General features: G+C 73.8%; 17 protein-coding genes. 6 read left to right on the plus strand and 11 right to left on the minus strand.

Annotated elements, in window-relative coordinates; genetic code table 11:
• Window positions 1-17: 17 nt before the first annotated feature.
• The 10 genes from EV562_RS26160 to EV562_RS26205 form a co-directional block, all read right to left on the minus strand.
• Window positions 18-527, minus strand: a complete 510-nt coding sequence (locus tag EV562_RS26160) for an O-acetyl-ADP-ribose deacetylase (RefSeq protein ID WP_133889311.1) — start codon at window positions 525-527, stop codon at window positions 18-20.
• Window positions 528-559: 32 nt separating this feature from the next.
• Window positions 560-1,969, minus strand: coding sequence for an NAD(P)/FAD-dependent oxidoreductase (locus EV562_RS26165; protein WP_133889312.1), 1,410 nt, complete (start codon window positions 1,967-1,969; stop codon window positions 560-562).
• 109 nt (window positions 1,970-2,078) lie between these two features.
• Window positions 2,079-2,924 carry an inositol monophosphatase family protein gene (locus tag EV562_RS26170; protein ID WP_133889313.1) on the minus strand — a complete coding sequence of 282 codons (846 nt, stop codon included), beginning with the start codon at window positions 2,922-2,924 and terminating at the stop codon, window positions 2,079-2,081.
• Between the two features lie 133 nt (window positions 2,925-3,057).
• A complete protein-coding gene (locus EV562_RS26175; RefSeq protein ID WP_133889314.1) occupies window positions 3,058-4,908 on the minus strand; it encodes a gamma-glutamyltransferase in 1,851 nt (616 codons plus the stop codon).
• 251 nt (window positions 4,909-5,159) lie between these two features.
• A complete protein-coding gene (locus EV562_RS26180) occupies window positions 5,160-5,693 on the minus strand; it encodes an EF-hand domain-containing protein (protein WP_133889315.1) in 534 nt (177 codons plus the stop codon).
• Window positions 5,694-5,862: 169 nt separating this feature from the next.
• A complete protein-coding gene (locus EV562_RS26185) occupies window positions 5,863-6,774 on the minus strand; it encodes a class I SAM-dependent methyltransferase (RefSeq protein WP_133889316.1) in 912 nt (303 codons plus the stop codon).
• 79 nt (window positions 6,775-6,853) lie between these two features.
• The gene (locus EV562_RS26190) at window positions 6,854-7,957 is read right to left on the minus strand and encodes an NAD(P)-dependent alcohol dehydrogenase (RefSeq protein ID WP_133889317.1); all 1,104 of its coding nucleotides are present in this window, start codon (window positions 7,955-7,957) and stop codon (window positions 6,854-6,856) included.
• Window position 7,958: 1 nt separating this feature from the next.
• Window positions 7,959-9,368 carry an aldehyde dehydrogenase family protein gene (locus tag EV562_RS26195; protein WP_133889318.1) on the minus strand — a complete coding sequence of 470 codons (1,410 nt, stop codon included), beginning with the start codon at window positions 9,366-9,368 and terminating at the stop codon, window positions 7,959-7,961.
• Window positions 9,369-9,370: 2 nt separating this feature from the next.
• Window positions 9,371-10,123 carry a (5-formylfuran-3-yl)methyl phosphate synthase gene (locus tag EV562_RS26200; RefSeq protein WP_133889319.1) on the minus strand — a complete coding sequence of 251 codons (753 nt, stop codon included), beginning with the start codon at window positions 10,121-10,123 and terminating at the stop codon, window positions 9,371-9,373.
• Between the two features lie 242 nt (window positions 10,124-10,365).
• Complete coding sequence (locus EV562_RS26205; RefSeq protein WP_133889320.1) at window positions 10,366-11,319, minus strand: SDR family oxidoreductase; 954 nt, start codon at window positions 11,317-11,319, stop codon at window positions 10,366-10,368.
• Window positions 11,320-11,596: 277 nt separating this feature from the next.
• On the opposite strand from EV562_RS26205, the gene EV562_RS26210 reads away from it, so the two are divergent.
• Both EV562_RS26210 and EV562_RS26215 read left to right on the plus strand, forming a co-directional pair.
• Window positions 11,597-12,439 (plus strand): helix-turn-helix transcriptional regulator, encoded by an 843-nt coding sequence (locus EV562_RS26210; protein WP_133889321.1) that lies wholly within the window; start codon window positions 11,597-11,599, stop codon window positions 12,437-12,439.
• 156 nt (window positions 12,440-12,595) lie between these two features.
• A complete protein-coding gene (locus EV562_RS26215) occupies window positions 12,596-13,660 on the plus strand; it encodes a biotin/lipoate A/B protein ligase family protein (protein ID WP_133889322.1) in 1,065 nt (354 codons plus the stop codon).
• Between the two features lie 110 nt (window positions 13,661-13,770).
• On the opposite strand, the gene EV562_RS26220 is transcribed toward EV562_RS26215, so the two are convergent.
• On the minus strand, window positions 13,771-14,895 hold the full coding sequence (locus EV562_RS26220) for a sensor histidine kinase (RefSeq protein WP_133889323.1): 1,125 nt from the start codon (window positions 14,893-14,895) through the stop codon (window positions 13,771-13,773).
• Between the two features lie 167 nt (window positions 14,896-15,062).
• Between EV562_RS26220 and EV562_RS26225 the strand changes: the two genes are divergently transcribed.
• From EV562_RS26225 to EV562_RS26240, 4 genes are all read left to right on the plus strand, one after another.
• The gene (locus EV562_RS26225) at window positions 15,063-16,076 is read left to right on the plus strand and encodes a carboxymuconolactone decarboxylase family protein (protein WP_133889324.1); all 1,014 of its coding nucleotides are present in this window, start codon (window positions 15,063-15,065) and stop codon (window positions 16,074-16,076) included.
• A gap of 259 nt (window positions 16,077-16,335) precedes the next feature.
• On the plus strand, window positions 16,336-16,995 hold the full coding sequence (locus tag EV562_RS26230; RefSeq protein ID WP_133889325.1) for a hypothetical protein: 660 nt from the start codon (window positions 16,336-16,338) through the stop codon (window positions 16,993-16,995).
• A 289-nt stretch (window positions 16,996-17,284) separates the two neighbouring features.
• Entirely contained in the window at window positions 17,285-17,905 is a 621-nt protein-coding gene (locus EV562_RS26235; protein WP_133889326.1) for an XRE family transcriptional regulator, read from the plus strand.
• Window positions 17,895-19,316 carry a pyridoxal-dependent decarboxylase gene (locus EV562_RS26240; RefSeq protein WP_208298425.1) on the plus strand — a complete coding sequence of 474 codons (1,422 nt, stop codon included), beginning with the start codon at window positions 17,895-17,897 and terminating at the stop codon, window positions 19,314-19,316. The genes EV562_RS26235 and EV562_RS26240 overlap by 11 nt, the downstream gene beginning before the upstream one ends.
• Window positions 19,317-19,375: the final 59 nt, after the last annotated feature.

Below are 19,375 nucleotides of genomic sequence, written 5' to 3' on the forward strand. Positions count from 1 at the left end.
CTCCCCCGGCCCGGCGGTCAGCCGGCGTACGCGGCGAACGCCTCGTACGCCCGGTCGTCGAAGAGGACGAAGCGGACCTCGGTGACCGAGGTGCCGGTGGTCCGCACCGTCTCGACCGCGATGCGGGCCGCGTCGTCGAGCGGCCAGCGGTAGACGCCCGTGGAGATGGCGGGGAAGGCGACCGTGCGGGCGCCCAGCTCGTCGGCGACGCGGAGGGACTCGCGGTAGCAGGAGGCAAGGAGGTCCGAACGGTCCTCGGTGGTGCTGTGCACCGGCCCGACCGTGTGGATCACCCAGCGGGCGTCCAGGTCACCGGCGGTGGTGGCGACCGCGCGGCCGGTGGGGAGGCCCTTGCCGAGGTGCCCCGCGCGGAGCCTGCGGCACTCCGCGAGGATCTCGGGCCCGCCGCGCCGGTGGATGGCACCGTCGACTCCGCCGCCGCCGAGGAGCGAGGAGTTGGCGGCGTTGACGATCGCGTCGGCGTGCTCGCGGGTGATGTCGCCGCGGACGAGGGTGAGGGTGGGCATGGCTTTCCTCGCTCGGCTCGGTTCCGTGGGGGTCAGGTCTGACGGAGTCTGCGCCAGACGGCCTTCGCCGCGTTGTGGCCGGACATGCCGTGGACGCCGGGGCCCGGCGGGGTGGCCGAGGAGCAGATGAAGACCGCCGGGTGCGGGGTCCCGTACGGGAACAGGGAGAGCTTGGGACGCAGGAGGAGCTGGAGGCCGGAGACGGCGCCGGACGCGATGTCTCCGCCGACGTAGTTGGCGTTGCGGGCGGCGAGCTCGGGCGGGCCCGCGGTCGCGCGGGCGAGGACCCGGTCCCGGAAGCCGGGGGCGAAGCGCTCCAGTTGGCGCTCGATCACGTCGGTGAGGTCGCCGGTCCAGCCGTGCGGGACGTGGCCGTAGGCCCAGAAGACGTGCCGGCCGGCCGGGGCGCGGGTGGGGTCGACGACGCTGGGCTGCACCGTGATGAGGAACGGCCGCTCGGGCGCACGGCCGGTGCCGGAGGCCGCGTCCAGGGCGGCGCCGATCTCCGTGCTGTCGGCGCCGATCTGCACGGTGCCCGCGCCGCGGGGTTCCTCGGCCGTCCACGGGACGGGGCCGTCCAGCGCGTAGTCGATCTTGAAGACGCCGGGTCCGTACCGGTAGTTCGCGTAGTGGTTGCCGAGGCCGGCGATGCGGGCCAGGGCCGTGGGCGAGGTGTCGAAGACGTACGCCCGCGCGGGTGGCAGGTCGTCGAGGCGCTTGACCTCGTAGTCGGTGTGGACGGTGCCGCCGAGGTCCGCGAGGTGGGCGGCGAGCGCGTCGGAGATCGCCTGGGAGCCGCCGCGGGCCACGGGCCAGCCGCGGGCGTGCGCGGCCAGGGCGAAGACCAAGCCTATGGCGCCGGTGGCGAAGCCGCCGAGCGGGGCCATGACGTGCGCGACGAGCCCGGCGAAGAGGGTCCTGGCCTTCTCGTCGCGGAAGCGGCGCATCAGCCACGTCGACGGGGGCAGGCCGACCAGTCCGAACCGCGCGAGCGTGACCGGGTCGCGGGGCAGCGCGGTCAGCGGCAGCGACATGAAGTCGCGGACCAGGGTGTCCCACCTGGGCAGGAAGCGCTCGACCAGCCTGCGGTAGGTGCCCGCGTCGCGTGCTCCGAAGGAGGCGGCCGTCTCACCGACCGACCGGGACAGCACGGCGGCCGAGCCGTCCGGGAAGGGGTGTGCCATGGGCAGTGCCGGGTGCAGCCACTCCAGGCCGTACCGCTCCAGCGGGAGACAGCGGAAGGCCGGGGAACTGATGCCGAGCGGGTGCGCGGCCGAGCAGGGGTCGTGCCGGAAGCCCGGCAGGGTCAGCTCCTCGGTGCGCGCCCCGCCGCCCACGGTGCCCTGCGCCTCGAACACGGCGACCGAGAAGCCCCGGCGGGCCAGCTCCACCGCAGCGGTCAGTCCGTTCGGCCCCGCACCCACCACGACCGCATCGAGCATCGACGGCACCTTCGGACCCCTTCGTCAGCCGATGGCCACTGGGGATCAGGATATGCCCGGGGTCCGACAGCGCGCCGTCGCGGGGCACGGCCCGCGACGGCCGGTGGGATCACGCCCCGCCCGACAGCAGCCCCACCACCCTGCGGGCCGTGGCCGCGTCGCGGGCGGCGGTGAACGGCAGGGCGTTGCCCCCGGTGATGCGGAAGGGCTCGCCCGAGCGGGTCAGGTGGGCACCGCCCGCCTCCTCGACCAGGAGGAGTCCGGCCGCGTGGTCCCACGCCGCCTCCCAGGAGAAAGCGGTGGCGTCGGACTCGCCGCGGGCGACGGCCAGGTACTCCAGGCCGGCCGAGCCGCAGGGGCGGGGGGCCACCCCCGGGGTGCGCAGGGCGAGCAGGTCGCGCTTCTGCTCGTCCGTCGTGTAGTCCGGGTGGGAGGTGGCGACGCGCAGGTCGCGGCCGGGCTCGGGCGGTCCCGCGTACAGCCGCTCACCGTCCAGGTAGGCGCCCCGCCCCCGCACGGCCGTGGCGAGCCGGTCGTCGACCGGGGCGTAGGTCCAGGAGGCGTGCACGATGCCGTGCCGGGCGAGCGCGACCAGCGTGCAGAAGCCCTCCTCACCGCGCACGAACTGCCGGGTGCCGTCGACCGGGTCGATGATCCACACCGGCGCGTCGGCGCGTATCGCCTCGTACGAGACGGGGTTCGCGTGGACCGCCTCCTCGCCGACGACAACGGAGCCCGGCAGCAGGCCGGCCAGGACCTCCGTGAGGTACAGCTCGGCCTTGCGGTCGGCGTCGGTCACCAGGTCGTGCGGGCCGGCCTTCTGGTCGACCTCGTGCTCCGCGAGGCGGCGCCAGCGGGGCATGATCTCCTGGGCGGCGGCCTTGCGGACGGCGGCCTCCACCGCGTCGGTGTGCCGGGCGAGAAACTCGTCGATGGTTTCGTTGTTCTCGATCATGGCTCCATGAGAGCACGCGCCACTGACAATCCCCACCCTGCCGGTGTACTCCCGGTGGAATCGGGGCGAACACCCGGTGCCCGCGGTCGCGTGGGGCCGGCGGCGGACCGCGCCGGCCGGCCCGTCGCACCGGTCAGCGGCCGACCGCGTAGCCCTGCATGCCGCGCGGGTTCGCCGCCGCCGACAGCACGCCCGTCTCCGGGTCGCGGGCCACCGCGCACAGCCTGCCCTCGGACCACGCCTCGCCCACCGTCACGTCGTGGCCGCGTCGCCGCAGTTCCTCGACGACCTCCGCCGGCATGCGCGACTCCACGGTGACGGCTCCCGCCCGCATGCCGCGCGGGAAGAAGGAGCCGGGGAAGCTGTCGTTGTGCCAGTTCGGGGCGTCGATCGCGCCCTGGAGGTCGAGACCGCCGCGCACCCGCTCGCGCAGCGCGACGGCGAGGAAGAAGTGCGTCTGCCACTGGTCCTGCTGGTCGCCGCCGGGGGTGCCGAAGGCCATGACCGGCACCCCGTCGCGCAGGGCGAGGGAGGGCGTGAGCGTGGTCCGCGGGCGGCGGCCCGGCGCGAGCGAGTTGGGCAGACCCTCCTCCAGCCACGTCATCTGGAGCCGGGTGCCGAGCGGGAAGCCCAGCTCGGGCACGACGGGGTTGGACTGGAGCCAGCCGCCGCTGGGCGTGGCCGAGACCATGTTGCCCCAGCGGTCCACGACGTCGAGGTGGCAGGTGTCGCCGCGGGTGCCCCCGTCGGCGGCGACGTCCGGCTCCCCCGGGACCGGGGACGTCGGGCTCTTGGCGACCGTCGGCTCGCCGACCCCCAGGGCGTCGAGGCCCGTCCCGTCCACGGCCGAGACGAGCGCGTGAGCGCTGAGCCGCGGGGTGTGCCCGCCGGGTGAGCCGGGCCGCAGTTCGAAGGACGCCTTGTCGCCGACGAGTTGCCGTCGCGCCGCGTTGTACCCGGGCGACAGCAGCTCGCCGAGCGGCACCCGTTCCGCGCCTTCCGCGTCCCCGTACCAGGCCTCCCGGTCGGCCATGGCGAGCTTGCAGCCCTCGATCAGCAGGTGGACGTAGTCGGCGGAGCCGTGGGCGGGCAGCTCGGGCGGGAGCAGCGCCAACTGCTGGAGCAGGACGGGCCCCTGGCTCCACGGGCCGGCCTTGCACAGGGTCCAGCCGTTCCAGTCGTACGTGGCGGGGGCCTCGTGGTGAGCCGACCAGCCGGCCAGGTCGGCGGCGGTCAGGGTGCCGGTGTGGTGCTCTTCGCTGGTGTCCAGCGTGGGCCGAGCGGCCTGCCGGACGAGGGCCTCGGCTATGAACCCGGAGCGCCAGATCTCCCGCGCCGCGTCGATCTCCGCCTCGCGGCCCCCCTCCCGCCCCCGCGGGCCTCGGGCCTCGGCGAGCAGCCGCTTCCAGGTGGCGGCGAGGGCCGGGTTGCGCAGCAGCTCGCCGGGGCGGGGCGGGCGGCCGTCCGGCAGGTAGACCTCGGCGGAGGACGTCCACTCCGTCTCGAACAGCTCCCGGACGGTCTCGACGGTCTCGGCGACGCGCTCCACGGGCGCGTGCCCGTGCTCCGCGTAGCCGATGGCGTACTTCAGCACGTCGGCCAGTGACCTGGTGCCGTGGTCGCGCAGCAGGAGCAGCCAGGCGTCGAAGGCGCCGGGCACGGCCGCGGCGAGCGGTCCGGTGCCGGGGACGAGATCGAGACCGAGTCCCTTGTAGTGCGCGACGGTCGCCCCGGCCGGCGCCACACCCTGGCCGCACAGCACCCGCACCTCGCCGCCCGCCGGGGCGAGCAGGATCGGCACCTCTCCGGCGGGCCCGTTGAGGTGCGGCTCGACGACGTGCAGCACGAAGGCACCGGCGACCGCGGCGTCGTAGGCGTTGCCGCCGTCCTCCAGCACCGCCATGGCCGACTGCGAGGCCAGCCAGTGGGTGGAGGACACCATGCCGAAGGTGCCGCTCAGGGTGGGGCGAGTCGTGAACTGCATGCCTGACCTCGCTGCTCGGGTACGTCGACGGCCCGTACGACAGCGGAACGGGCCCGCGGGAGGGGGCCGGGGAGGACGGGTACGGGACCAGCCCCTCCACGCAGCCCCGCCTTCACCGCCACCCCCGGGTCAGGCTGCCGGCGTCGGCCGCTGCCGCAGGCAGCGTAGATCCGCGCCACCGGCCGACGCCACCCTCCCCATCAGGTCGGACGCGTTCTCCGGCAGACGACCGGAGCGTCCTGTCCGGCTCGTCAGTTCCGTGGGACCAGGTGGTCGCCGGCGATGCCGGACTTCTCGGGGCGGTAGTAGTCCCTGATGGCGTCGGCCCAGGTGGACACCCGCACGCGGTCCTCCCCGTCCGGGCCGAAGGCGTCGAAGAGGGCCTCGATGTTGGGCCGTGCGAAACCGATCGCGATCATCAGCGCGAGGAACTCGGGGCGGGCGACGAAGCCGTCGCCGTCCGGATCGCCCGTCGCCGCGAGGGCTTCGGCGAACTCGTCCACGACGGCGTCGAACCGCTGCGGGTTGAGGACGACCGAGGTGAACTCCTCGGGGCTGACACGGCCGTCGCCGTTGGCGTCCAGCTCGGTCAGGAGCGTTTCGCCGTAGCGGCGGAAGGCACCGGTGAGCCTGTCCTTGACGGCCTGCCGCGCGGCCGGTACGGCAGCCACCACGCGGTCGCCCATCAAGTCGAAGTCGGCGCGCTCCAGGTAGCCGTTGCCATCGGCGTCGAAGAGGGAGAAGACCAGCTCGACGCGGTCGGTAGCCTCGGTGGTGGGCACCATGGTGCACCCTGCCTTTCTTCGGGTCCTTGCCGTCGGAATGCGCCGGGGAGCTGCCCCCGGCGGCCGACCCCACTATCCGGTTCTCCCGACCGCTCCAGCGGGGAACAAGGGCCCTTCACACACGAACGGGGGGAAACAGGGGATCCATGCATGAAACGGGCCGGGCCCTTCACGCCGGTCGCGTCCGGTCCGCGAACACCCAGCGGTTGCCTCCCAGGGCGTCGTTCTCCTCGGGCAGCGGTCCGCGTCCGTGCAGGCGGGTGAAGTCGAAGGGGGTGCGGACCGACGCGGCCCAGCCCCTGCCCGTCAGACGGGCAGCGGAGTCGGGCCGCGGCTCCCGGCTGAACAGGTCGAGCAGGTCGATGCCGAGCTGTCGGCGCGTGGACGTGTACAGCGGACTGTCCCGGTACGCCATCAGGTCCTTCTCCAGCTTGACTTCGTAGGCCAGGGCACTGCCGGGCGCACTCAGCCGGTCGACCGTGTCGATGAGCGCGGTCTCGGCGGCGTGCGGCAGGTAGAACAGCAGTCCCTCGACCAGCCACACGGTGGGGGTCGTGGGGTCGAAGCCGGCAGCCGTCAGCGCGCCGGCCCAGTCGGCGCGCAGGTCGACCCCGATCGGCACGCGCGCCGCCCCGGGGTCGGCCGACAAGGCGTCGAGGACCTTGTGCTTGAACGCGAGGACTCCGTCCCTGTCGATCTCGAAGATCACGCAGCCGGCGGGCCAGTCGAGCCGGAAGGCCCGTGTGTCCAGTCCGGCACCCAGCAGCACCACCTGACGGATGCCGGCGGACCGGACCGACCGGAGCAGGAAGTCGTCGAGAACCCGGGTACGCAGACCGAAGTAGCGCGCGAAGCGTCCCCAGAGCGGGCTCCGGTCCCCGTCCGGAACCTGCTCCAGGCGGACCGGCCAGTGCGCGGAGGCGCCCGCGCCCAGGACGAAGTGCTCCGCGTAGACGTCCTGGGCGAGGCTGTCGGGGCGGTGGGTCTCGATCGCCCGCGCCGCGGCGACCAGGAGGGCGGTCAGCCCCACTCCTCCCTCCACGCCGTCCGTACTGGTGCTGAGCGATGCCGTGTCGGCCATGCCTTCTCCGTCATGAAGTCGTGTGGGTCGGGCGTCCGTCGCAGGCGCCGGCCTGGTGCGGCGGCGGTGCGGGGCCTGTTCAGTGCCGCCGGCCGTCCGGGACCAGGACGGGTTTGACCACGCGGCCCGTCTCGCAGTCGTGTTCGGCCTGGTTGATGTCGGCGAGCGGATAGGTGCGGATCAGCTGGTCGAAGGGGAACCGCTCGGACTGCCAGAGCTCGGTGAGGCGGGGGATGAGCACTCCGGGGACGGCGTCGCCCTCGCAGATGTGGGCGATGCTGCGCCCCCGGTCCAGGGTCCCCACGTCGAGCGGCAGGGTGTCGTGGAGCCGTGCCACGAGGCCGAGCCGGCCGGTCGGACGCAGCGACCGGAGCGCCTCGTTGATCAGCCGGGCGGACCCCGTGGTGTCCAGCGCGTACGCCGCTCCCCCGCCGGTCAGCCGCAGGACACGGTCGGACGGTCCGGTCGGTGTGGCGGGGACCGGCAGGGCGTGGAACCGCTCGGCGAGGGCCAGCCGCCCGGGGTGCCGGTCCACGGCCACGGTCACCGCGCCGGCTGCGTGGGCCGCCATCACCGCGGCCAGGCCCACCGCGCCCGCACCGAAGACGGCGAGGGTGTCACCGGGTCCGAGGCCGAAGGAGTTGAAGACGGCACCGGCACCGGTGAGGAAGCCGCAACCGAGCGGTCCGAGCAGCTCGAGGGGCAGTGAGGGATCGACCCGGACGGCGTTGCGGGCCGGGACCAGGGCGTACTCGGCGAACGACGACTGGCCGAACCAGCGGGGAGCCAGGGGCGTCCCGGTCGCGTCGGTGAAGCGTGCGGCGTCTTCCTCGCGCCCGCCGTACAGGTTCAGCGAGGCGAAGGAGTCGCAGTAGGCGGGGGCGGCGCCCAAGCAGTTGCGGCAGTGCCCGCAGGAGTCGAAGCTCAGCACCACATGGTCGCCGGGGCTCAGACCGGTGCCCGTGCCGCCCGTCTCCACCACGACTCCGGACCCCTCGTGGCCGAGGACCGCCGGCAGCGGCGAGCGGCCGGCCGAGCGCCGCACCGCGAGATCGGTCCGGCACATCCCGCAGCCCGCGATCCGGACCAGGACCTCCCCCGTGGCCGGGCCCTCCGCCAGCACCACCTCCTCGACGGTGAACGGATCGTCGTACGCACGCAGCACCGCAGCGCCGAACCTCACGTCACGCCTCCTCCGGGCGGTGCACGACGAAGGGTCTGAGGTTTCCGTGCAGCCCCCACGGTCCGCCCGCGACGCCGACACCGCTGTCCTTGGCACCCGCGAAGGGCTGAGCCAGGGAGAGTTCGGCGTGGTGATTGATCCAGGCCGTTCCGCACTCCAGGCGGTCGGCGACGGTCGCGGCCAGGTCGGCGTCGGTGCCCCACACCGAGCCGCCCAGTCCGAAGCCGGTGCCGTTGGCCGCCCGGACGGCCTCGTCGAGGCTGTCGTACGGCAGGACGGGCAGGACCGGGCCGAACTGCTCCTCGGTCACCACCGGGCTGTCGGCCGGTACGTCGGCCAGGATCGTCGGGGCGAAGAAGTACCCCGGCCGGTCCAGGCGGTGTCCACCGGCAGCGGCTCGGCCGCCGTCCGCCAGGGCGCGGGCCGTGAGGTGCTCGACGCGGGCGAGTTGCGGGGCGTTGTTGACCGGCCCGATGCGCGAGGCCGGGTCGAGTCCGGGTCCGACGGCGGTGGTGTCCGCCCGGTGGGCGAGGGCCTCCACCACGCGGGTGCAGAGCCGGGCGGGCGCGTAGACCCGTTTGACCGCCATGCAGACCTGGCCGCAGTTGCGGAACGCCGCCCAGAACAGCCGGTCCGCGATCTTCTCCACGTCTACGTCGTCGAGCAGGACGGCGGCGTCGTTGCCTCCCAGTTCCAGGGTGACGCGGGCGAGGGTGGCCGCCGCGCCCGCGGCGACGGCCCGTCCCGTGGCCGCCGATCCGGTGAAGGTCACATGGCGGATCCCCGGGTGCGATGCGAGACGGGCGCCGAGCGGCTCCCTTCCGGTGACGATCGTCAGTACGCCCTCGGGCAGGGCACCGGCGAGCACGGACCCCAGCATCAGGGTGGCGAGGGGGGTGAACGGTGAGGGTTTGAGCACCACCGTGTTGCCCGCGGCGAGGGCCGGCGCGAACTTCGCCGACGCCAGCTGCAGGGGGAAGTTCCACGGGACGATCGCGGCGACGGGCCCGATCGGCCGCCACCGCAGCCGGCTGTGCACGGGGCGGCCGTCCGCGATCGGCTGCGTCCCGGTGTCCAGCCCGGCGTAGTAGCGCAGCCGGGCGGCCGTCCGGGCCACCTCCGCGTGCGACTCGGTCAGCGGTTTGCCTTGTTCGCGGGTGAGGAGCGGGGCGAGAGCGGCGGCGGCCGCGTCGACGGCGTCCGCCGCCGCGAGCAGCGCCGTCCTGCGGGCGACCGGGTCGGCCCGCCAGTCCTGCCAGGCCGTGTGGGCCCGGTCGACGACCGCGTCCAGTTCCTGCGGCCGCCGGTCGGGAGCCTCGTCGAAGGCTTCGCCGGTCGACGGGTCGACGACGGCGAAGTACCCGTTCCGGTCAGCGGGAGCGTACGGGGTGAGTCCGGTTGCCAGGGTCATGGTCAGCTCTGTACGGCGACGGCCGCGTGCTCGCGGACGTGCCGGTCCATCTCCGCCCGGAAGGCTGCCACCAGGTGCGGCCGGATCCGGCCCGTAGTGCGGTCCCCCCGCTCGCAGACCGCTCCGCGCACCCCGACGATGTCCGTCTCGATGCGCGCCAGTTCGCCCAGGTCGCCGGTCTTGACGCTGCCCGCGAGCGCGGCGAGGAGACCGGCGTCGTGGGCCCGTCGTACGAACTCGGCGCACATGTCGGGCGGCACGTGGTCGAACAGCCGCGTCCCGTCCTTGACGGCGGTGTCGAGCATGGCGGCGTCGGAACCCGAACGGCGCGCGATGTCCGGCAGCGCGAGCGGGTTGACACAGCCGATGCGGTGGGCGTCGGCGTATCCCGAGGCGACGACGAAGGCGTCCGCCCGGTGGTCCTTCACCGCCCGGACGACCCCGCGCATGACCTCCACGGCCTGCTCGGGCGTGGCGCATCCGTAGAGTCCGACCTTGATGTAGGTGGCCCCGGACACGGCGGCGCCGAGCGCCGCCTGGGCCACCGTGCCGGGCTTGTACGGCACGTCCCCCACGGTGGCGGAGACCGGCTTGTCCGCCGGGACCGCCGCGCGGATCTCCCTGATGACCCACGGGTAGTTGGCGCCGAGCGAGCCCTCGTCGGGCTTCTTGACGTCGACGATGTCCAGGTGCTCGGCCGCCTTCGCGCAGTCGAGGGCCTCGTCGACACCGTCCGGAGAAATGAGCAGCAACAAGGTTGAGTCCTTTCCCCCGCCCACCCGTCTGCCCCGAGAGCGGATACGCGGATTCGCCTGGCTCACATGCGGTCCGCACATCATTTCCCGGGGCGTCACGTCTCGGCAGGGCGCGCGAGTGACATACGGATCACAGCCACCGGACGCCCGCGCCCCGCGCAACGCGCCGTCTGCGCTGGACCGCCCGCGCCGGCCGGCTCGAACCGTCCGCCGAGGGCCCCGTGGAGCGGGGCGCCCGCGCATCAGGTGCCGGGACTCAGAGGCCAGCGTGCCCCGGTCAGCTCCGCGGAGCGTTCCCAGAGCCGCCGTGCCTCGTCCGTGCTCCGCAGGCGGCTGTAGAGCTTCTGCCGCGCGGGAGGGCCGCCCAGGTGGCCCGGGCCTCGGGGGCCGTACAACGCTCCGCGTTCGGCGTCCGGTGACGTGGCCGCGTACAGCGCGGGGAGCCGCGCGGTGCGGACCGTGCCGAGGAGGATGCCGCGGGCGGACAGGGCCCGGATGACGCGTACGCCCACGGTGTCCTTGGCGCGGCCCACCTCGGGGCGGGCGGCGAGCAGGTTCGTGGGGGCGACGCCCGGGTGGGACAGGTTGCTGGTGATGCCCCAGCCGCCGGCCTCGCTGCGGCGGTCGAGTTCGAGCCCGAAAAGTCCGCACGCGATCTTCGACTGGCTGTAGGCACGCCCGCCGTTGTAGGAGCGTTCCCAGTTCAGGTCGTCCCAGTTGATGGCGTTCCGGTCGGCCGCGATGCTGATCTGCGAGGTCGCCCGGGCCCGTCCGGCCCGCAGCAGCGGGAGCAGGTGGGCGACGAGGGCGAAGTGTCCGAGGTGGTTGGTGCCGAACTGCAGCTCGAAGCCGTCGTCGGTCGTCTGCCGCCCGGGCGGTGTCATGACGCCGGCGTTGTTCACGAGCAGGTGGATCGGGCGGCCCTCCGCCAGCAGGTCCCGGCCGAGGGCGGCCACGGAGGTGAGCGAGGACAGGTCCAGCGTCCGCAGGGACACGTCGGCGCCGGGCACCCGGGTCCCGATCGCCTCGAGCGCCGCCTCGCCCTTGCGCGGGTTGCGCACCGGCAGGAGCACCTCGGCACCGGCGGCCGCCAGGCGGGTCGCGATGCCGAGTCCGATGCCGTCGCTGGCGCCGGTGACGACCGCGCGCCGGCCGGACAGGTCGGGGACGGTGATGTCGAAGTCGGTGCGTGGCACGGGCCGCTCCTCGGGTGTCGTTGCTCGCTGGTGGTGTCGTCCCTTCCACGGTGGCCGGACCGGCCGGCGCGATACAGGGCCTGCCGATCCCCTGATCCGGCGGCCGGGGTACGGCGCTGCCCTGCCCTTTTCGCAGGTCGTCCCCGGTGTCCGGGCAGGCTGCGGCCGTCCCGGTCACCGGAGAGGGGGATCGGCGGTCCGTGGCTGGGCGGCCCGCGGCGGCCCGGAAGGGCGGCGCGAGGCGGTAGAAAGGGAAGCGGCCCGAAGGAGAGCACCCATGGAGATCGACCGGAGCGGGCTCGCGGCCTTCCTGCGGCGTCGGCGGGAGCTGCTGCAGCCCGAGGACGTCGGACTTCCGCGGGGACAGCGCCGCAGGACCCGTGGCCTGCGCCGCGAGGAGGTCGCGGCGCTGTGCCACATGTCGACCGACTACTACGCGCGCCTGGAGCGGGAGCGCGGCCCGCAGCCCTCGGAACAGATGACCGCCTCCATCGCCCAGGGCCTGCACCTGTCCCTGGACGAGCGCGACCACCTGTTCCGCCTGGCCGGGCACCACCCGCCCGTGCGCGGTGCGGCGGGTGAGCACGTGGGCCCCGGGCTGCTGCGCATCCTCGACCGCCTGGCCGACACCCCCGCCGAGATCGTCACCGAACTCGGGGAGACGCTGCGGCAGACGCCGCTCGGCGTGGCCCTGACCGGCGACGCCACACGGTTCACCGGACCGGAACGGAGCATCGGCTTCCGCTGGTTCACCCTGCCGGCCGCCCGCGCCCTGTACGCGCCGGAGGACCACGCCCTGCTCTCCCGGACGTTCACGTCGGGACTGCGCCAGGTCGTCACGGTGCGGGGCCCGGACTCGCGGGCCGCCCACTACGCCCGGCTCCTGCTGGAGCGCAGCGAGGAGTTCCGCACGTTGTGGGACACCCACGAGGTGGGTGTCCGCCCCCGCCAGGTCAAACGCTTCCGCCATCCCGACGTCGGGCTCCTGGAGCTGCACTGCCAGACCCTGCTCGATCCCGAGCAGTCGCACCATCTGCTCGTCTACACGGCCGCGCCCGGCTCCGAGAGCGACGACAAGCTGCGCCTGCTGTCCGTCGTCGGCGCCCAGCCGGTCCGCTGACCGTGCCCTCGGCCGGCCGTGCCCGTCCGCTGGCCGTGCCCGTCGGCGGCCGGGTGGCCGGCCGGCTCACCTGACCGCCCGGTACGGCGCGGTGCGGTGCGGGAACACACCGGCCGGGCGCACTGTTGTCGCCGGATGCGGAACGGAGGCGGAACGGTGCACGGTGAGTACAAGATCCCCGGCGGCAAGCTGGTCGTCGTGGACGTCGAGGTGGACGGCGGCGCCCTGCGGCACGTGCGGGTGGCGGGCGACTTCTTCCTGGAACCGGACGAGGCGCTGGACGCCGTGAACCGTGCGCTGGAGGGAGCCCCGGCGGACACCGACGCGAGCGGACTCGCCGCGCGCATCGACGCGGCCGTGCCGGAGGGCACCGTCATGTACGGGCTGACCTCGGAGGGCGTCGGCATCGCCGTACGCCGCGCGCTCGCGCACGCCACGGACTGGACGGACTACGACTGGCAGCTGATCCACGAGGGCCCCGAGGCCCCCGCCCTGCACATGGCCCTCGACGAGGTGCTCACCGCCGAGGTCGCCGCGGGCCGGCGTCCGCCGACGCTGCGGGTGTGGGAGTGGGGCGCACCGGCGGTGATCATCGGCAGCTTCCAGTCGCTGCGCAACGAGGTGGACCCCGAGGGCGCCGCCCGGCACGGCATCGAGGTGGTGCGCCGCGTCTCCGGCGGCGGCGCCATGTTCGTGGAGCCCGGCAACACGATCACGTACTCCCTGTCCGTGCCGGAGGCGCTGGTGCAGGGCCTCTCCTTCCAGGACAGCTACGCCTACCTCGACGACTGGGTGCTCGGCGCGCTCGGCGAGATGGGCATCCGCGCCTGGTACCAGCCGCTGAACGACATCGCCACCGACCAGGGGAAGATCGCGGGCGCGGCCCAGAAGCGCATGGTGGGCCCGGGCGGAGGGCCGGGCGCCGTGCTGCACCACGTGACGATGTCGTACGACATCGACGCCGACAAGATGCTGGAAGTGCTGCGCATCGGGCGGGAGAAGATGTCCGACAAGGGCACCGGGTCCGCGAAGAAGCGGGTGGACCCGCTGCGCCGTCAGACCGGGCTGGCGCGCGAGACGGTGATCGAGCGGATGGTGGCCTCCTTCGCCACCCGGTACGGACTGACCCGGGGCAGGGCGACGGACGAGGAGCTGGCCCTGGCCCGGGAGCTGGCCCGCACGAAGTTCTCCTCCCCCGAGTGGACCGCCCGGGTGCCCTGACGGCGGCGAGCCGCCGACGGCTCATGCGCCGCGCACCGAGACCAGACCCGACTCGTAGGCGAACACCACGAGTTGGGCCCGGTGGATGAGCGCGACCCGGACGACGCCGGTCATACCGCTTCCTCCAGCGGAAGCCGTACGTGGACCGAGAAGCCGCCCTCCGCGCGCGGGGCGGCGCGCAGGGTGCCGCCGAGGGCGGCGACGCGTTCACGCATGCCGGTCAGGCCCGTGCCCGGCACCGGCGGGCGGGCCGGGTCGGCGCCACCGTCGTCGTCCACGTACATCGTCAACTCCCCCGGCTGACCACTCGTGTTCCGTGTGCCGTAGTCGATGCGGACCCGTACCCCGGCCGGCCCGGCGTGCCGCGCCGCGTTGGTGAGGGCTTCCTGGACGATGCGGTACGCGGCCCGGTCGACGGCCCGGGGCAGCGGGCGCTCGTCCCCGGTGACCAGGAGGTCGACGGCCAGTCCCGCCGCGCGGGCCCGTTCGACGAGCTGCGCCGGGGTACCGGTGGGCTCGTCGGCCCGCAGCACCTGAAGGGCGGAGCGCAGCTCGCGCATCGCCTCTCCACTGGCCTCCTGGATGGCGAGGAGCGCGGGCGGCACCTCGTCGCCCCGTTTGCGGGCCAGGTGGACGGCGACGCCGGCCTGGAGCTTGACGATGGAGATGCTGTGTGTCAGCGAGTCGTGCAACTCGCGGGCGATCCGCAGCCGTTCCTCCCCGGCGCGGCGCAGTGCCGCCTCCTCCCTGGTGCGCTCCGCCTCCAGGGCACGCTGCTCGGTCTGGCGCAGGTAGGCCTGCCAGTTCCGGTCGGCGAGGCCGGTCACCACGGCGCACAGGAACCAGCCGGCGAGCAGTCCGGCCCGCTCGGCCGCGTTCTGTGTGCCGGGCCCGGTGGCCACGTACCCGGCCAGGAACACGGCGCTGCCGGCCGCCGCGAGACCCCGGTGGCCGACCCGGGCCGCCGTGTGCACGGCGCCCAGCACGGGCAGCGCGCAGAGCGGTCCCGGATCCGCGTGCACGACGTACGCCGTGCCGAGGACGGTGGCGGCGGCCAGCACCGCGCGCGGGGCGGCTCGGTGGAAGGCGAGTGCCGCCGAGGCGAGGAGGACGAGCGCGTGGTCGAGCGCCGTGGTGCCGTCGTCGAAGGCGGCCACCGCCGTGCCGAGGGCGCCGACCACGGCCGCGAGGACCCCGTCGGCGATCCGTTCGCGATCGATCTGACGCCCGCTCATGTCCGCAGCCTAGACGGGTGCGGCGGCCGCCGCGTCGGCCCTGTGGACGGCATGGGGACTACTCCCCGGGAAGTAGCCGGCCCCGCGACCCGGCCCCCGGGGCGCAGCGCCGATCGCATCCGGCCGTACGACGACCCCGCGGGCCCCGACGGCGCACGATGCCTTCCATGCCCACACCCTTCCGTCACACCGAACCGCTGCCGCCGAGGGCGGCCACCGGCCGCGTCGCCGAGGTCTACGCGCAGGCCGCGCGGGACTTCGGCATCCCCGAACCCGCACCGTTCGTCGTCCTGTCCTCCGCGCCGGCCCTCGTCGCCCCGGCCTGGGCGCTGATGCGCGAGTCCCTGATCGCCGGCCCGGGCGACCGGACCGGCAAGGAGGTCGCCGCGTTCGGGGTGTCGCAGGCCAACAAGTGCCGGTTCTGCGTGGACGCGCACGTCATGCTGCTTCACGCCACCGGCGACCACGCTCTGGCCGAGCGTCTCGCCCGGGGCCTGGAGCCGGCGGACGAGCGGCACGCGCGCGTTCTCGACTGGGCGCGGCGCACCCGTGTCCCGGGCGCCGCGCGGGAGCCGTTCCCGTTCCCGCCCGAGGAGGCCGCCGGCTACCTCGGCACCGTGCTGGCCTTCCACTTCATCAACCGCGTCGTGTCGTCCCTGGTGACCGAGAGGCTGCTCCCGGCCGACGCGCAGCGGCTGCGTCCGGTACGGAGCCTGGCGGGCCGGTCGCTGTCCCGCACCGTGCGCCGACCCGCCGTGCCCGGTGCCTCCCTGTCCCTGCTGGACGACCCCGGCCGGGGACCGGCGTGGGCGGCGGGCACCCCGGTCGGCCCGGCCTACGCCGCGCTGAGCGCCACCGCCACGGCGGGCGCCGGTGTCCTCGACGCCTCCGACCAGGACCTCGTACGCACCACGCTGCGTGACTGGGACGGCTCGCACCCGGCGCCGACGGCGGACCCGTTCCCCGACCGCGCGGAGCGGCCCGGCGCGCGGCTGGCGCTGATGGCGGCGCTCGCGCCGTACCGGATCACGGATGCGGACGTCGCCGCGTGGCGCCGCCCCGAGCACACCGATCACGGCCTGGTGCACCTCGTCGCGTACGGCGCGTTCGCCGCGGTAGACCGTGTCGAGACCGGCCTGACCGCCCCCGGAACCCGCCCCAGCGTCCGGGAGACCCGGTGACCGTCCGACCGCGGCCGGTCCGGTCGACGCCTCCGCCGTAGAGGGGCTGCCGCCCGGGGCGTCGGCGACGCCGTGGCCCTCCCGGCGTCGCGCCGCCCGGGGCGGCCCCTCCCCGCCGGCCGGCCGGCGGTTCCGTACGCCTGCGTCACCGCGCGGCCACGGACCGAGTTCGCCCTTCCGCCCCACGGGGACTCGTGTGAGACTGGCGTCCCGTCCGCGTGCGGGCACCCTCCGCACCGTCCCCCACGAGAAGTGCGCCGTGCGTTCCCTTCCTCTGCCGCTCGCCCTGACCGCCCGTCTGGCACCGGTCGCCGTGCTCGCCACGGCGGGCTGGGCGCTGTCGTCCGGGCCGGACACGTCACCGGCCGCGAAGGACGGGACGGCGCCGCCCGACACCACCGGCAGATCGGCGTCCGCACCGGCGACCCCGGCGGCGGCGAAGGCGTACGCCACCGCTCCGGCGCCCTGCACGAGCCTGGCCGGCAAGACGGTCACCTCGCTGGTGCCGGGCGCGAAGGCGGCCGGCAAGGAGATCCCGTCCACCGACACGAAGGTGCGCCGCACCTGTTCCTGGAACGCGCTCAAGGGCTACGACTACCGCTGGCTCGACGTCTCCTTCGAGGTGCTCCGGACGGACGAGGCGGCGCAGAAGTCCTACAAGGAGCGCGTCGCCGACCGCAGCGGCGGCGGTGACGTCCCGGGGCTGGGCGACAGCGCCTACTCGGTCGTGAACCTCACCACGGAGGACAAGCAGCAGACCCGCGAGGGCACGGTCCTGGTCCGCGCCTCCAACGCCCTGGTGATGATCACGTACAACGGCAGCGACTTCGAGTCGAAGAAGGCCCCCGCCACCACCGAGATCAACAAGGGCGCCATCAAGGCGGCCAAGGAGGCCGTGGCCGCCTTGCGGGACGGCTAGGCGGTTTCGTCCGGATCAGCCGGTCGTCGGTCCGGGTGTTGCCGGCACCCACAAACTGGTGCGACACCGGCGGACACGACTCGCCGAGTGCTGCCGCCGTGGAGGCGTTCGTCTCCTCGGTACATGCCATCGAGCACCTTCCTGTACCTGACGAGCGCCGTCATGGGGTATCACCACGGCGACGTCACGCCCCCGTCCCGACATCACCTTTCCGAGTCGAGCGCGCCGACCTCGCAGTCGCGGCTGACGACCCACTCGATAGCGGAGGGCCTCCGCTATAGTGGAAGACATGAGTGGCGGCAGCACTTTTTCCAGCGGCCTGTCCATCGCCGAACTGGGGGCAAGGATCCGAGATGAGCGACGGGCGCGGAGCATCAGCCTGGAACAACTCGCCGAGTTGAGCGGTGTGAGCCGGAGCATGGTGTCGGAGGTGGAACGCGGCGCGAAAACGCCGAGCGTGCTGGTTCTCGACCGCCTGGCGACCGCACTGGGCACATCGATCGCTCGACTGCTGGACGAACCGGTCCGCCCGGATGTCGTGGTCCTGGCCGGTGACCAGCAGCAGGTGGTGCGGGACCCCGCCGGGTGGGAACGACGAATCCTTTCCCCGGTCCTGCCGGACATCGAATTCGAGTTCATGCGCACCACCCTGGAACCGGGAGTGGACGCAGGAGAGTTCTCTCCGCACGCGCCGGGATCGCACGAGTACGTAGCAGTGGAACAAGGGTGTCTACGACTGACGATCGACGGCGTGACCCACCAGCTTCGGGCCGGGGACGCGGCCTATTTCCCCGGCAACCGCCTGCACGCCTTCGCCAACGGCTCGGCCGAAACGTGCGTGTACTACCTGGCTATGACACTGGCCTCGGCAGTCCGAACCCACCGTCCGCCGGGAGGACATGATGCATGAGGTCCGGGAAGTGGCCCGTGCGGCGGCAGAGGTCGCAGCCGATCACCTGACGGGTGTGGCCGCGGGGCCGGTGCGGCAGCCGGTGTCCGAAGAGGACCGCGCATGGCTCACCCGCCAGCCACTGCCCGCAGAGGGTCGCCCGCTGGCGGTCCTCCTGGACGAGGTACGTGACCGGATCCTGCCCTACCCCATGGGCAACGGACATCCCCGGTTCTTCGGCTGGGTCAACTCCCCGCCGTCCCCCGCCGGCGTCATGGTGGCCCCCGTGGCCGCGGCCATGAATCCCAGCTGCGCGGGAGGGGATCACTCTGGTGCCCTGTTGGAGCGCACCGCCGTGCGGTGGCTGGCGGAACTGGTTGGATTCCCCCATTCCCCGGGGGCCGGGCTGCTGACCGGCGGAGCTTCCATGGCCACCGTCGTGGCACTGGCCACGGCCCGCCATCAGGCGTTCCGCGATCAGGGCCACGATGTGCGCGAGACCGGACTGTACGGTCATCGCCCCATGGCCCTCTACGTGTCCGCCGAGGCCCACGGCTGCCTGCGCAAGGCGGCGGAACTGCTCGGCCTGGGCACGCGGTACCTCCGCATCGTCCCGGTCGACTCCGCTTTCCGCATGGACACCGGCGAGCTGCGTCGCCTGATCGCGGCTGACCAGCGAGCCGGGGTGCGGCCGTTCTTCGTCGCCGCCAGCGCGGGAACGGTCAACACCGGAGCCGTAGACCCTCTGGACGGCATCGCCGCGATCGCCCGCGAGCACGGACTGTGGTTCCACATCGACGGCGCCTACGGCGCGCTCGGCGTCCTCGCCGACGACGCCGCCCCCGGCTATGCCGGACTGGAACGGGCGGACTCTCTGGCTCTGGACCCGCACAAATGGCTCGGCGTCCCCGTCGACGCCGGCTGCATCCTCTTCCGTGAACCGACCGGCCCGCGCGACGCCTTCAGCCTGGTTCCCCCCTACCTGCGCGACGAGGAGGCCGGAGAGCTGGGTTGGTTCTCCGAGTACGGCCCCGAACAGACCCGCCCCTTCCGGGCGCTGCGGGTATGGGCCACGGTCGCTCACCTCGGCCGGGAGGGCATCGTTCATCTGGTACAGCACACCACCAGGCTCGCCCGCACGCTCGCCGAGTTGATCGAAGCCTCCGACGACTTCGAGCTGCTCGCTCCGGCGGTCACTTCCATCACGGCGTTCCGTCACTGCCCTCCGTACCTCGACGCGGACCGCGTGGAGACACTGAACGAGGGGATCCCGGCCGCCGTGCTGCGCCGGGGGCGCGCCTTCGTCACCGGCACGCGGATCGCGGATGCGGCGGCCCTGCGCGCCTGTGTCCTCCACCCGGGCACCACGAAGGGTGATCTGAGCGTCCTGCTCGAGGAAATACGTGCCGCGGCGCGGGAGGTCACCACATGAGCCCTCAACACCTGGCCGTCGGCCTCGGCGGCGTGCTCTTCGTCGACGACAGCGCGGCC

It is taken from the genome of Streptomyces sp. BK208, assembly GCF_004364245.1.
Lineage (GTDB): Bacteria > Actinomycetota > Actinomycetes > Streptomycetales > Streptomycetaceae > Streptomyces.

Coding starts and splice junctions, on each gene's coding strand:
- EV562_RS26160 (WP_133889311.1), bottom strand. CDS start 527: ATGCCCACCCTCACCCTCGTCCGCGGCGACATCACCCGCGAGCACGCC.
- EV562_RS26165 (WP_133889312.1), bottom strand. CDS start 1,969: ATGCTCGATGCGGTCGTGGTGGGTGCGGGGCCGAACGGACTGACCGCT.
- EV562_RS26170 (WP_133889313.1), bottom strand. CDS start 2,924: ATGATCGAGAACAACGAAACCATCGACGAGTTTCTCGCCCGGCACACC.
- EV562_RS26175 (WP_133889314.1), bottom strand. CDS start 4,908: ATGCAGTTCACGACTCGCCCCACCCTGAGCGGCACCTTCGGCATGGTG.
- EV562_RS26180 (WP_133889315.1), bottom strand. CDS start 5,693: ATGGTGCCCACCACCGAGGCTACCGACCGCGTCGAGCTGGTCTTCTCC.
- EV562_RS26185 (WP_133889316.1), bottom strand. CDS start 6,774: ATGGCCGACACGGCATCGCTCAGCACCAGTACGGACGGCGTGGAGGGA.
- EV562_RS26195 (WP_133889318.1), bottom strand. CDS start 9,368: ATGACCCTGGCAACCGGACTCACCCCGTACGCTCCCGCTGACCGGAAC.
- EV562_RS26210 (WP_133889321.1), top strand. CDS start 11,597: ATGGAGATCGACCGGAGCGGGCTCGCGGCCTTCCTGCGGCGTCGGCGG.
- EV562_RS26220 (WP_133889323.1), bottom strand. CDS start 14,895: ATGAGCGGGCGTCAGATCGATCGCGAACGGATCGCCGACGGGGTCCTC.
- EV562_RS26225 (WP_133889324.1), top strand. CDS start 15,063: ATGCCCACACCCTTCCGTCACACCGAACCGCTGCCGCCGAGGGCGGCC.
- EV562_RS26235 (WP_133889326.1), top strand. CDS start 17,285: ATGAGTGGCGGCAGCACTTTTTCCAGCGGCCTGTCCATCGCCGAACTG.
- EV562_RS26240 (WP_208298425.1), top strand. CDS start 17,895: ATGATGCATGAGGTCCGGGAAGTGGCCCGTGCGGCGGCAGAGGTCGCA.